The sequence below is a fragment of the Nocardiopsis sp. NPDC006139 genome (assembly GCF_040614155.1).
Lineage (GTDB): Bacteria > Actinomycetota > Actinomycetes > Streptosporangiales > Streptosporangiaceae > Nocardiopsis > Nocardiopsis changdeensis.
This window is the reverse complement of the sequence record NZ_JBEXTT010000010.1, coordinates 23,132-35,789: the sequence shown is the minus strand read 5'-3', so window position 1 is coordinate 35,789 and position 12,658 is coordinate 23,132. Positions and strand designations below refer to the sequence as shown.

General features: G+C 72.8%; 13 protein-coding genes. 7 read left to right on the top strand and 6 right to left on the bottom strand.

The genetic code is table 11. The annotated features are described in order from the left end of the window. Positions 1-4: 4 nt before the first annotated feature. Positions 5-1,090 carry a GAF domain-containing protein gene (locus tag ABZ249_RS15180; RefSeq protein ID WP_355262941.1) on the bottom strand — a complete coding sequence of 362 codons (1,086 nt, stop codon included), beginning with the start codon at positions 1,088-1,090 and terminating at the stop codon, positions 5-7. Positions 1,091-1,278: 188 nt separating this feature from the next. On the opposite strand from ABZ249_RS15180, the gene ABZ249_RS15175 reads away from it, so the two are divergent. Together ABZ249_RS15175 and ABZ249_RS15170 are read left to right on the top strand one after the other, a co-directional pair. After that, a complete protein-coding gene (locus ABZ249_RS15175; RefSeq protein ID WP_355262537.1) occupies positions 1,279-2,043 on the top strand; it encodes an ANTAR domain-containing protein in 765 nt (254 codons plus the stop codon). A gap of 131 nt (positions 2,044-2,174) precedes the next feature. After that, positions 2,175-2,525, top strand: coding sequence for an STAS domain-containing protein (locus tag ABZ249_RS15170; protein ID WP_355262534.1), 351 nt, complete (start codon positions 2,175-2,177; stop codon positions 2,523-2,525). 9 nt (positions 2,526-2,534) lie between these two features. Here ABZ249_RS15170 and ABZ249_RS15165 read toward each other — a convergent pair whose 3' ends face one another. Beyond that, positions 2,535-3,503: an anti-sigma factor RsbA family regulatory protein gene (locus tag ABZ249_RS15165; protein WP_355262531.1), complete on the bottom strand. Its 969-nt coding sequence runs from the start codon at positions 3,501-3,503 to the stop codon at positions 2,535-2,537. Between the two features lie 136 nt (positions 3,504-3,639). Then, the gene (locus ABZ249_RS15160; RefSeq protein WP_220563311.1) at positions 3,640-4,914 is read right to left on the bottom strand and encodes a glycosyltransferase; all 1,275 of its coding nucleotides are present in this window, start codon (positions 4,912-4,914) and stop codon (positions 3,640-3,642) included. 707 nt (positions 4,915-5,621) lie between these two features. On the opposite strand from ABZ249_RS15160, the gene ABZ249_RS15155 reads away from it, so the two are divergent. After that, positions 5,622-6,383 (top strand): protein phosphatase 2C domain-containing protein, encoded by a 762-nt coding sequence (locus ABZ249_RS15155; RefSeq protein ID WP_220563310.1) that lies wholly within the window; start codon positions 5,622-5,624, stop codon positions 6,381-6,383. A gap of 77 nt (positions 6,384-6,460) precedes the next feature. Here the strand turns inward: ABZ249_RS15155 and ABZ249_RS15150 are convergent, their stop codons facing one another. From ABZ249_RS15150 to ABZ249_RS15140, 3 genes are all read right to left on the bottom strand, one after another. Further along, the gene (locus ABZ249_RS15150; protein WP_355262527.1) at positions 6,461-7,090 is read right to left on the bottom strand and encodes a copper resistance CopC family protein; all 630 of its coding nucleotides are present in this window, start codon (positions 7,088-7,090) and stop codon (positions 6,461-6,463) included. A gap of 70 nt (positions 7,091-7,160) precedes the next feature. Further along, positions 7,161-7,775, bottom strand: coding sequence for a copper resistance protein (locus ABZ249_RS15145; protein WP_355262524.1), 615 nt, complete (start codon positions 7,773-7,775; stop codon positions 7,161-7,163). A 120-nt stretch (positions 7,776-7,895) separates the two neighbouring features. Then, positions 7,896-8,159 carry a WhiB family transcriptional regulator gene (locus ABZ249_RS15140; RefSeq protein WP_220563308.1) on the bottom strand — a complete coding sequence of 88 codons (264 nt, stop codon included), beginning with the start codon at positions 8,157-8,159 and terminating at the stop codon, positions 7,896-7,898. A gap of 870 nt (positions 8,160-9,029) precedes the next feature. Here ABZ249_RS15140 and ectA point away from each other — a divergent pair. From ectA to ehuB, 4 genes are all read left to right on the top strand, one after another. Beyond that, complete coding sequence (gene ectA / locus ABZ249_RS15135) at positions 9,030-9,536, top strand: diaminobutyrate acetyltransferase (RefSeq protein WP_355262520.1); 507 nt, start codon at positions 9,030-9,032, stop codon at positions 9,534-9,536. Positions 9,537-9,622: 86 nt separating this feature from the next. Further along, on the top strand, positions 9,623-10,888 hold the full coding sequence (gene ectB, locus ABZ249_RS15130) for a diaminobutyrate--2-oxoglutarate transaminase (protein WP_355262517.1): 1,266 nt from the start codon (positions 9,623-9,625) through the stop codon (positions 10,886-10,888). Between the two features lie 113 nt (positions 10,889-11,001). Then, a complete protein-coding gene (locus ABZ249_RS15125) occupies positions 11,002-11,394 on the top strand; it encodes an ectoine synthase (protein WP_220563305.1) in 393 nt (130 codons plus the stop codon). 394 nt (positions 11,395-11,788) lie between these two features. Then, positions 11,789-12,655 carry an ectoine/hydroxyectoine ABC transporter substrate-binding protein EhuB gene (gene ehuB / locus ABZ249_RS15120; RefSeq protein ID WP_355262938.1) on the top strand — a complete coding sequence of 289 codons (867 nt, stop codon included), beginning with the start codon at positions 11,789-11,791 and terminating at the stop codon, positions 12,653-12,655. The last annotated feature ends 3 nt before the right edge of the window (positions 12,656-12,658 follow it).

Genomic DNA, 12,658 nt, shown 5'->3' with positions numbered 1-12,658 from the left:
CGGGCTACCGCGGCCGGGGCGGGAGCGCCAGGCCGATGTGCTCGCCGATCTCCTCGATCAGGCCGAGGTCGGCCAGGCGGAAGCTGCCCCGGTTGCTGCGCCGGATCAGGGTGAGCGCCCCGCGCACGCCCCGGCTGCCGCGCAGCGGCACCGACAGCAGCGAGCCGGCGCCGAGCACCGACAGCAGCGGCGCCCCCGAGGAGGCGCGGCCCAGCACGCCCTCCTCCTCGATCAGGGGGAACAGCAGCGACTGGCCCCGCCCCAGCACCTCGCCGGGGATGTCGGCGTCCTCCGGCACCGCCCCGGACACCTCCTCCCGCTGCTCGTCGGTGGCGTCGGGCGGGCCGGCCACCACGGCGCGGCGCGCCGCCCGCGGGTCCGGCAGGTCGCACACGTCCACGATCACCCAGTCGGCGTAGGAGTCGGCGAGCAGCTCGGCGGCGTCGGCCAGCGCCAGCGGCTTCCCGGCCCCGCCCGGGCCGGCCGAGCGCAGCAGCAGCCGGGTCATCCGGGTGAGCACGTCCAGCCGGCGCGCGGCCAGCACCACCACCTGGTCCTCCACCTCCGGCTCCAGCGGGGCGGGGCCCTCCTCCTCGCCTCCGTTCATCGGCGGCGACATCGCCACCAGGACCAGCGGGTTCGGCTCGGTGGGCAGCTCCACCCGGGTCAGGGTGAGGTGCACGTCCTCGGCCCAGCCGCGCTGGGCCAGCCGGGACTCCAGGTCGGCGTCGCCGTCCCCGCGCACCACCGCCGCCAGCCACGACCGCATCGCGGCCCGCCGCCGCAGGTCCACGAAGTGCACGAACGGCTTGCCGGTCAGGTACCCGGGGCCGCTGCCCAGCCGGGTCGCGCCGGCGTGGTTGATCCGCCGGATGTACCCCTCGTGGTCGAGCAGCACGACCGGCACGCTCAGCTCGGTGAACATGGCCCGCAGCAGCGCCCGGTCGCCGTCGTCGCCCTGGCGGCGCTGTTCGGGCGGTTCGGCGTGCGCCTGCGCCAGTCGGCCGCCGGCCTCGCCGAGCAGGCGCTCGGCGTACTCCAGCTCGGCGAGCGCGGCCTCGGCCGTGCTCTGCCCGTCGTCCGGGTACATGGTGTGCGTATCGCGCAGGGCCGCGATGCGCTCGCCCAGAGCGGTGATCTCTCGTTGCAGCTCCGCCAGGTGCACGCGGGCACTCCCTGTCGTCGCGGTCGGCCATGACCATCACGACGCTAACGGATGTGCCCTCCCGCGGCGGCACGGGGCTACCGTGGTCCTGGGAGAAGCAAGGAGGCCGGATCGTGTGGATCGAGCGCCTGGCCCGCGACATCGGCGCGCTGGGGCACAGCGAGGGCACGACCCTCGAACGCGCTCTGGACCAGATGGGCCGGTCCGCCGCGCTCGGCGTGCCCGGGTGCTCGGCGGCGCTGGTGGTGGTCTGGCGGGAGGTGGCGGGGCCCGACGGCTCGGTGCGCCACGTCGTCGTCGACTACGGCGCCTCCCACGCCGACCTGGCCGCGGCCTTCGAGCACCAGTACACCACCGACCAGGGGCCGGCCGTGGAGGCGGTGCGCGAGATGCGCCAGGTGCGGGTGGGCGACGTGCTGCGCGAGTCCCACCGCTGGCCGCACTACACCAGCATGGCCGTGCAGTGCGGGGACCGCTCCTCCCTCACCCTGCCCAGCCCGCTGCCCGGAGACGGCGCCGACGCGGACCGGGTGGTCACGTTCGGGGTGCACTCCGTGCGCCCGGACGCCTTCGACGAGGGGGTGGTCGCCCCGCTGACCGCGCTGCTCGCCGAGCACGCCGCCGCGTCGCTGGCCAACGTGGGGCGGCGTACCGACGAGGCGCGCCAGAGCGCGCACATGCGCCGCGCCATGTCCGCGCGCACCGTCATCGACCAGGCCAAGGGCATCATCATGCACGCCCGGGGCTGCGACGCCGACACCGCTTTCGCGGCGCTGCGCGAGGTCGCCCAGCGCAACCGCAAGCGGGTCGTGGACGTCGCCCGCGACCTCGTCGCCGAGAACGCGGGCGCCAGGCCCTCCGCCCCCTCGGGTGAGTGAGCCGGGGGACCCGGAGCGGTGTCCCGAACCCTCCGCGGGGGCGGACGAGTCCCGAGCGTGATCGAAAGACGCCATGATGGGCAGGGGCCGGGTGCCGTGACCGGCCGATCCGACGGCAAGGAGTGGCGAGCGTGACGTCATCAGACATCTCGATCCGTCGCGAGGACGGGATCGTCGTCGTGACCCCCGTGGGGGAGATGGACGCGGTGACCTCGCCCGCGCTCGCCGAGGTGCTGGACGGGATCCTGTCGCCGGACCCGCCGCACGGCGTGGTCGTCGACTTCACCAAGGTCGGGTTCTGCGACTCCCGGTGCATCGGAGTCCTGGTCGCCGCCTACCGCCAGGCCCGCGACCTGGGGCTGGGCCTGGTGGTCGCCGAACCGCAGCGCCAGGTGATGCGCCTGTTCATGATCGCCGGGATCGACCAGGTCATCCCGATCGCCGAGACCGTCGGCGGGGCCGTCGAGGACCTCCAGGACTGAGGACCGCCCTCAGCGGACGCCCTCGCGGTCCTTCTCCCCCCACGCCCCGTCGAGCGGGACGTCCTCCACCCGGCGGTCCAGGAAGTGCAGGCGCACCGACGACCCCTCGCCGCGGCCGGTGATCTCCAGGAAGTCGCAGATCTGCCGGGTGATCCACAGCCCGTAGCCCCGGGGGCGCAGCCCGTCCGAGGGCCGGTAGCCGGTCAGCGGGTCGGTCGGCCCGCCGCGTTCGTCGGAGACGTCGCACACCCAGCGGTCCCCGGTCCGCCACACCCGCACGCCGCCCTTGCCCGCGCCGTGCTCCAGCACGTTCGCGGCCAGCTCGTTGACCGCCGTCACCAGGCGCTCCACCTGGTCGGCGTCCATCCCCTCGGCCTCGCCCAGCGCGGCCAGCTCCCGGCGCAGGCGCGGCAGCGACGGGCCGATCTCCAGCCGGTGGACGGCCCCGTGCACCGGGAGCGGCTCCGGGGCGCGCGGCCGCGTGCCGAACGCGGCCGTCCCCTGGTACGACGGGTTCGGGTACGGCCCGTCGGCGCCGATGAGCACCGGGTGGGTGGCGAGCACCGCGGCCCGGTCGCGTGGCGTCAGCGCGCGCTCGTCGTGCGCGCACACCAGGCGCATCCGCACGGGGGCCAGGGCCGTGCACAGCACCGACTCCCAGCGCCGCCACTCGCGGGTCTCCAGGGCCCCGTGGACGGCCGGGGGCTCGGCGATGACGAGGACGCCCTCCGGGTGCGCCGAGGCGAGCCGGTGCAGCGCCGCCAGGGCGCGCCCGGGGGAGGCGTACAGGCGGGCGCGGTCCACGGCGCGCACGCGCGCGCGGGCGTCCTCCGGCAGCGCGGACAGCAGCGCGTCGGCGCGCTCGTCGGAGACGGCGAGGAGGGTGCGGGCGTCCCCGGCGTCGCGGAGCAGCCCGGTCACCGTTTCGCGGAACCACCGGTCGCGGCGGAAGAGGAGGCCCTGGTGTTCGAAGGTCATGGGTCCGTGGTCGGCGGGTCGGGGGTCACGGCTCCCGGGCGCGGGAACCGCCGTCCGAGATGTACCCGCTGCGGCCCCCCGGGGAGAACACCGGGGGGCCGGTAACGCGGACGCGGAGCGAGGCGGGCCACGAGGGTCAGTGCGCGGCGGCGGACAGCACGAGGCCGTCCGCTTCCCCGTCGAGTTCGTCGCGCTCGGCAGGACGGGGCCGGGCGCGGTCGTAGGCGATCTCGGTCTCGATCGCGATCCGTTGCCAGGTGAACCGGGAACGGGCTCGGTCCACCGCGGCGATGCCGTACGCGGTGCTCATGGTGGGGGTGCCGAGCACCGAGCGCACGGCCCGGGCGACCTCGTCGGGGTGGCCGAACCGCATCAGTACGCCGCTGGTGCGGTGCAGGACCGCGCCGGGGACGGCTCCGGTCGCGGTGGCCACCACGGGCAGGCCGCACGCCATGGCCTCCAGGACGGCCCCTCCGTAGGGGTCGTAGGAGGAGGCGGACACGTACACGTCCGCCGAGCGCAGCAGGCGCGGGAGCTCCTTGCGCTCCACCGGGCCGACCAGGTGCAGGCGGTCGTCGACGCCCGCCTCCTTGGCCCGGAGTTCGAGTCGTCGGGCGTCCTCGTCCAGGGAGACGTTCGTGTGGGCGGTGGTGGAGACCAGCAGCAGCTCGGCCTCGGGGAGCCGCAGCAGGGAGTCCACCAGGCGCTCGGCTCCGCCGGCGCGGTCCGGGGAGGTGACCGCCACCAGGCGGGGGCGCTCGCCGCGCGAGGACCGCCAGTGCTCGGAGGAGGTGCCGCCCTCCACGGTGAAGTGGTCGGTGTCCACGCCGAACGGCACGACGCTCACGTGGTGGCGGGGCACGCCCAGGCGGGCCAGCTCGTTCTGCTGGTCGGTGGAGCCGACCAGCACACGGTCGGCGCGGGACGCCAGGATGGACTCCATCCGGGCGCGCTGGGGGTCGCTGTCCAGGCCGGAGCGCTGCTCCCCGGCGTTGAGCGAGTGGAAGGTCTGCACCAGGGGGATCGAGCTCTGGTCGCGCTCGCTGTGCGCCTGGGCGTGCAGGGCGGCCAGGCCGCTGGTCCAGCCGATGGCGTGCAGGACGTCGGGACGGTCCTCGTCGAGGACGGCGGCGAGGGCGGTCCCGAACGCGCCGGTGTGCTCGGCGTGCTCCTGCTCGTGCAGCGGCCTGGCCGGGCCCGCGTCGAGGTGGGTCACGGAGACGCCGCGCGCCATCCGGGTGCGCCCCTCGGGCTGGTCCGGGTCGCTGCGGCGGACGTAGACGGTGACCTTGTGGCCGCGTTTGGCCAGCTGTCGGGTGAGGGCGCACAGGTGCAGGCTCGCGGGGCAGGCCGGTTCGCCCCGGTGGGCGGGGAGAGGATTGGCGTGTTCGGCGATCATCGCGATCTTCACGAGGCTGAACTCCTAGGCGAGGGCGGGTGCCCGTCGGGATGCCCGGGGGACTCCGGAGCGGGGTCGGAGTCCCCCGGGACGGGCGGATGGTTCGAAGGGCGGTCGGCTCACCGTCGGCGGGCACGCCGAAGGAGGGCGCCCGGCGGTGGATGCCCGACGGCCCGGGGGACGGGTGCGGGGCACCCGTCGAAGGGGAGGGGGAAAAGAGAAAGGAAGGAGAAGGGCAGACGCACGGGAACCACACCAGACGACCTGTTCGAAGGGATACCGTTCGCCACCGTGCGTGACCGTATGTGGATGCACAGTGGTGGTCGTGTGTGTCTGCGTCTTAGACACCCAACGAGGTCATTGTGCCAGACTCCGCCGCCGGGGACAACCGGAGGAGGGCTCCCGGCCGCTGTCGGACACCGCGAACCGAAGGATCGCGGCCGCCCGTGAAGCAGGGTACGGGGGGCCCTGCCGGACACCCGCCGCGGCCGCTACTGTCAATGCGGAGCAACACGTACTCCGGGCAGCGCTTTCGGCACTCGAATCCCGTGCTGGAACTGCATATCCGGGTGTTTTCCGTCATGATGTACCCGGATTTTGACCTACCCCGGCAGTGGCTCGGTACGGTTGCAGAATCCAGACGTTGAACGGGATTCGACCAAGGGTCCGGCGCACGAGTCGGGCAGCGGCCACGGCCGACGAAACGGGAGGAAGGGCGTATGGGTGTCGCTGGTGGGGAAGTCATCGTCACGGCCCTCACGCACCGGGGCGCTATCCGTCCCGCCAACGAGGACGCCATCGTCATGGGGGCCCTGACCGTCGCCAGTGCGAACATGACCTCTCCGGTCCGCTGCGTGCTGCCGGTGAGCGAACCCGTCATCCTGGCGGTCGCCGACGGCATCGGCGGCCAGGCGGCCGGTGAGATCGCCTCCGAGCACGCCGTGCACCGCATGGCGGAGATGGGGCCGCGGCTCGGCGGCCCGGACGAGATCGCCCAGCTGCTGAGCAACATCGACGAGGAGATCAAGGACCACGCGCTCCAGCACACCGAGTTCGCCGGGATGGGGACCACCGTCGCGGGCGTGCTGCTCAACAGCGACGGCAACTTCTGGTTCAACGTCGGCGACTCCCGCACCTACCGCCTGGACGGGCGCCGCCTGGTGCAGCTCTCCGAGGACGACTCCCCGGCGCTGCCCCCCTCCGAGGACGGCCGCCCCGTCACCACCAACTTCATCACCCAGTCCCTGGGCGGGAGCTCGGGCGGCAGCATGGTCCCGCACGTGGGCCGCGACGACGCCGCCGACCCCAGCGCCTGGCTGATGTGCAGCGACGGCCTCTCCGACCTGGTGCTCCCGGAGGAGATGGAGCGGATGATCGCCGAGGCCGGCAGCGACGAGGCCGCCGTCCACGCCCTGTGGCAGGCCGCCATGGAGGCGGGCGGCAAGGACAACATCAGCATCCTGCTCGCCCGCCGCGTCTGACGGCCGCCGCCCCGTATCCCGCAACGCCGGAAGGGCCCGCACACCGACCGGTGTGCGGGCCCTTCCGGTTCCGACCCCTACTGGGAGGAGGAGCCCTTGCGCAGGCGCAGGGCGACCACCGCGACGGCGGCGATCGCGATCACTCCCACCGCGACGATGGCGATGAGGCCCACCGGCAGGGAGCTCCCGCCCTCGTCCTCGGCCGCGGCCTCGGAGGCCTCGACCTCGGCGGGGGACTCCTCCGCGGCGGACGCGCCGGCGTCCTCGGTCGGCTCCGCGGACTCCTCGGCCGGGGCGGCGGCCGCGACGGCCTCCTCGGTCGCCGTGAAGGTCAGGCTGCCCTGGATCGGGTGGCCGTCGGAGGACACCACCCGGTACCCGATCGTGTACTCGCCCGCCTCGTCCAGCGGCGACAGGCCCACGGACACGTCCAGCCCGTCGAACACCAGGTCGCCGTCCTCGTAGGTGGTCTCCCCGTCCGGGCCGGTGACGACCACGGCGCTGCCGGAGCCGCCCTCCATGGGCGCGTTGTTGAACGAGAGCACGACCTCCTCGGGAGCGGTGTCCAGGGTCGCGCCGTCCTCCGGGTTCGACCCGGTCAGAACGTCGTGGGCCAGCGCGGGCGCGGGCGCCGCGACCAGGGCGGCGGCCAGCACGGCGGCCGGGACCAGGGCGCGCCGCAGGGGGGAGGTGTGGTTGCGGGTCATTCTTCTCTTCTTCTCTCGGGCTCGTTCCGCACCGGGGCGGCCGCGCGGCGGCGCCTCCCGGTCTCGTCTCCTATGCCGCCCGGAGCCCGCGGGACGCGGGACCCCGGGACTCGTGCGGCGGGGGAGGGGCGGGCGGGCCGCGCGGCGGGTGCGCCGTGAGCGCGGGTGCGGCCGGCGCCGCCGCGGGGACGGGTGCGACGGCCGCGGGAGCGGGAGGAAGGGAGAGGTCGCGGGCGCTCGCCGGGGGCAGCGCGCGCGAGAGCAGGGCGGCCAGGAACCACAGCGCCGCCTCCCCGCGCGCCAGCAGCGCCGATGCCAGCAGCGCCGCCCACAGGTGCGCCAGCAGCATGCCGGGGGCGAGGCCGAAGGCGTGCGCGAGCACCCCGTGGCCGGAATGGTCGGCGCCGGTGTCGAAGGTCGCGAAGGCGGGGTCGGCCGACCCCTGGAGGATCAGGTGCAGGACGACCTGGGCGCAGGCCATGACGGCGAGGATCTCGCCGAAGCCGCGCATCATGCGGGTGAAGTGCCACAGCACGGGGGTGAGGAAGGCGGTCGCCAGGGCGAACCCGGCCGCCCCCGCGGGCTCGGCGGCCCACAGGTTGTGCCCGACCCAGGCGAGCCCCGTGCACGCACCGGCCAGGGAGGCCGTGCGCAGCAGACGGAGTGTGCCATGGGCGGGTCGCACGTGAGAAAACCTAGATCCTGTCCGATTCGCCCGCAAGGGCACGACGGGCCGCCGGATGCGATCCCCCGCGCATCCGGCGGCCTCCCCGTCGTGGGACGGGTCCTTCTTCCCGGGCCGGTCTCAGACCGCGGGGGCCAACTCGCGGCGCATGTAGCGCCGCTCCTCCGGGGTGGTCCCACCCCAGACTCCGTGGGCCTCCCCGGATCGCAGCGCCCACCGCAGGCATTCCGGGCGAACAGTACAGCTGCGGCAGACGGCGAGGGCCTGCTCGGTATCGGCCCTGCCGATACCGGTGGAGCTCACCGGGAAGAAGATCTCGGGGTCGTACGCACGGCAACGTCCCTGCGTGACCCAGTCCTCGCTCTCGTGGTACAGGCGGTTCACGGGCGCCTCCGATCCGTGGCTGTCGGTCCGTGGCCGGCGGCCCGCGCCGTGTCCTCCACGGCCGGGTCGGCGGAAGTCTCGCGCCGTGCCGCGGCTCCGAAGGTCGGAGCACCGGGGACGGCCGTAGGGTGTCCGGCCGCTCCGGAACTGCGGCGAAGCGATGCGACTAAGTGTAGTACTACATCGGGTCGTACTACAGGGGGTCTTCCTGGAACTCCGCCTTTTCTCCAGGGACCTTGGTCGGATTCCGGGGCGCACGGGGCCCGGCGGCGGCCGGGTCAGGGTCACGGCCGGGGCGCGGCGGCCCCGTTCCCGCGCCGGGGCGAACCCCCTGCGCAGAGCGGCTTTCGCCGAACCCGGGGCGGTCTCCGTGACATCCGCGTTACGGGGGCGTGACATCCGGGCGTCGCCTCCCCCGCGCCGGGAAGACGTTATGTCGCGAGGTTTCCACCGAATTGATGTGACTTAACGCACGCTTAATATTGCTCGTCCAGGCTCTATGTTTGACCCTGACGACCACCACGCGCATTCTTCCGCCCGCGGCGCCCCGGCACGGCGCCGACACGCGGCCGCCGCGCGGAGGTGGTACCGAATCCCCTGCTGGGCGGCGTGTGCGCCGACTTTGCGCGCTCCATCGCGCGGTCCGCGAAAGCCCTGGTCACGGCCTTGGAATCGGGTTAAAGAAACAAGCCCTACCCGGTCGCCTTTCGATGAAACATCCGCGGCGGACCATCTCGTCATCCCATTGACTTTCGTTCGCTAGTTTCAATCGACGTGCCGCATCTACGAACGAATCTCCAAGCCCGCGACCGAACCGACGAGGGAGCCCACGGCTCCGCGCAGAGCGCCGGGGCCGCGGGCCGTGGGGACGTGCGCCTGGCACATCCCGGCCCCGAGGACGGCCCGCACATGTGGGCCCTGGCGCGGGAGGCGGGGATGGACGTCAACTCCCCGTACGCCTACGCCCTCTGGTGCCGGGATTTCGCCGCGACCAGCGTCGTCGCCCGCGACGAGGCCGGTCGTCCCATCGCCTACGTCACCGGTTACGTGCGACCTGACAGCCCGGACACCTACTTCCTGTGGCAGGTCGCCGTGGACCCGGCCCACCGGGGCCGCCGACTGGCCCGACTCATGCTCGACTTCATCGGTGACCGGATCGTCGAACGGGGCATCGACCACCTGGAGGCGACCGTCACCCCGGACAACACCGCGTCGCGAGCGCTCTTCGCATCGTTCGCGCGCGACCGCCGGGCCCGGATCACATGGTCCGCACTCTTCTCCGAGGAGCACTTCCCGAAGGAGAATGGAGACTCACACGAGCCCGAAGACCTCGTGCGCATCGGACCCCTGGGTCTCCCCGACGAAGCACACGTGTGACCGGCCATCCGCACCGCGTCGACCAACCCATCGAGCGGCCACGCCATGAGCCCACGAACCTGGGGAAAGGAACCGAGGAACCCACGATGGAGACCTTCGAGCGCCTGGAATCCGAAGTCCGCGGATACTGCCGGAACTGGCCGGCGGTCTTCGACCGGGCCGTCGGAAGCCATGTCTACGACGAGTCGGGCCGTCCCTACCTGGACTTCTTCGCGGGAGCCGGATCGCTCAACTACGGGCACAACAACCCGGAGCTGAAGACCGCGCTCATCCGCTACCTGACCGAGGACCGCATCGTCCACAGCCTGGACGCCTACAGCGTCGCCAAACGCGACTTCCTCGCGACCTTCGAGGAGGTCGTCCTCCGGCCGCGCGGCCTGGACTACAAGGTCCAGTTCCCCGGCCCGGCGGGCAACAACGCCGTCGAGGCCGCGCTCAAGCTGGCCCGCAAGTACACCGGCCGCGAGACGATCGTCAACTTCACCAACGGCTTCCACGGCATGACCCTGGGGGCCCTGGCCGTCACCGGGAACTCGATGAAGCGCGGCGGCGCGGGCGTGCCGCTGGGCCACGTGGCCACCATGCCGTTCGACAACTACATGGACGGGCGCACCCCGGACTTCCTGTGGTTGCGCAGCCTGCTGGAGGACAGCGGCAGCGGCCTGGACAAGCCCGCCGCGGTGATCGTCGAGACCGTCCAGGGCGAGGGCGGCATCAACGTGGCCGGCGCCCAGTGGCTGCGCGAGCTCTCGGAGCTGTGCCGCGAGCACGACATGCTCATGATCGTCGACGACATCCAGATGGGCTGCGGGCGCACCGGCGACTTCTTCAGCTTCGAAGAGGCCGGCATCGTTCCGGACATCGTCACCCTGTCGAAGTCCATCAGCGGTTACGGTCTCCCCATGGCCCTGACGCTGTTCAAGCGCGAGCTCGACGTCTGGGAGCCCGGGGAGCACAACGGCACCTTCCGCGGCTTCAACCCGGCCATGGTCACCGGCACCGAGGCGCTGCGCCGCTTCTGGACGGACGACGCCTTCAGCGCCGCGACCAAGGCCAAGGGCGACCTCGTGGCCGCCCGCCTGGACGAGATGGCCGCCGAGCACGTCGACCTGGGCGCGCACGTGCGCGGCCGGGGCCTGGCCCGGGGGCTGGCGTTCACCGACACCTCCGTGGCCAAGCGGGTCGCCGCCGAGTCCTTCGAGCGCGGCCTGCTGCTGGAGACCTCCGGTCCCGAGGACGAGGTCGCCAAGCTCCTGCCCCCGCTCACCATGACGGAGGAGGAGCTGACGGCGGGCCTGGACATCATGGCCGACGCGGCGCGCGCCGCCGTCAAGGTCGCCCAGCCCGCCTGACACACGGACACCGCTCGGGGCCGGTCGGCCGCCCGTGGGGGTGGCCGACCGGCCCCGTGCCGTACACGACAGCCATGTGCGCACACGAGCGCACCGATGAGGAGGAGAATCCCGTGATCGTTCGCAGCCTGGACGAGATCACCGACACCGAGGCGGACATCAAGACGGAGAACTGGCGCAGTCGCCGCATCGTCCTGGCCAAGGAAAAGGTCGGCTTCTCCTTCCACGAGACCGTGCTCTACGCCGGTACCGAGTCGACGTTCTGGTACGCCAACCACGTCGAGCTGGTCCACTGCATCGAGGGCGAGGCCGAGCTGACCAACGAGGAGACGGGGGAGAAGCACATCATCACCCCCGGCACCCTCTACCTCCTCAACGGCCACGAGCGGCACACCGTTCGCCCCAAGACCGACTTCCGGGTGCTGTGCGTGTTCAACCCGCCGGTGACCGGCCGCGAGGTTCACGATGAGAACGGCGTCTACCCGCTGGTCGTGGAAACGGACTGACCGGGCCCTCCCGGCAGGGAGGCCCCCGCGGGAGCGGTCCCGGGTCCGCCCGGGACCGCTCCCGCTTTCCGTCACCCGGGGTGACGGGTGTGCTGCGACGGGGTAGATACCGGTGCATCCGCGATCGTTGTACCGCCCATTGAATAACCAGTACATAACGGACCACCCGGGGGTCGTTACCTCCGGAGGGCCTCGGGGAGGGAGACCCCCGTACCGGAGCCGGTCCGGCCGCCGACCAGCGGCGGGGCCGCGACTCCACGGCGCGGCGCCGAGCGGGACCACCCGCGGAGCGCGACGGACCGCGCGAGCGATGCGAGGAGTGAGAGTGAAGATGCAGGTATCAGCGAACAGTCGACGGGCCCCCGGGCGCCGGGACGCGTTCCGCCTGGCCGGCGTGGGGGCGATCACCCTCGGGCTCGCCGCGTGCACACGCGTCGAGAACGGCGGAGGAGGGGGCGCCGGCGGCGGCGGACAGGCCGACACCGGACTCCTGGACAGGCTGCGCGAGCAGGGCTTCGTCAACGTCGGGCTGGCCAACGAGATCCCGTTCGGCTTCGTGGACGGCGACAACAACCCGGCGGGCCAGTCCCCGGCGGTCGCCCAGGCGGTCTTCGAGGAGCTGGGCGTCCCCGAGATCCGGGCCAACCCGGTCGCCTGGGACGGGCTCATCCCGGGCCTCCAGGCCAGCCAGTTCGACGTGATCGCCGCGGGCATGTTCATCACCCCGGAGCGCTGCGAACAGGTCGCCTTCACCGAGCCCACCGCCACCTCGCCCGAGGCGTTCATGGTGGAGTCCGGCAACCCGCACGACATCAGCCACTTCACGGACTTCGTGGACAACTCCGACCTGCGGCTCGCGGTGCTCAACGCCTCGGTGGAGCAGGGCTACGCGGAGCACTTCGGCGTCCCGGCGGGCCAGATGGAGCTGATCCCCGACCAGACCACCGGCTACGAGCTGCTGGAGTCGGGCCGGGTCGACGCCGTCTCCATGCTGAGCGTCTCCCACCACTACCTGCTCCAGGACCGGGGCGGCGACTTCGACGTCACCGAGCCCTTCTTCCCGGAGATCGACGGCCGCGAGGAGAAGGGCTGGGGCGGCCTGTGCGTGCGCCCCGCCGAGCAGGGGCTGCTGGAGGAGATGAACCGGGTCATCGCCGAGTTCACCGAGAGCGGCCGCCTGCTGGAGCTGGGCGAGGAGTGGGGCTTCACCGAGGCCGACCTGCCCGACGGCACCACCACCGCCGAGCTCTGTGAGGGCTGATCC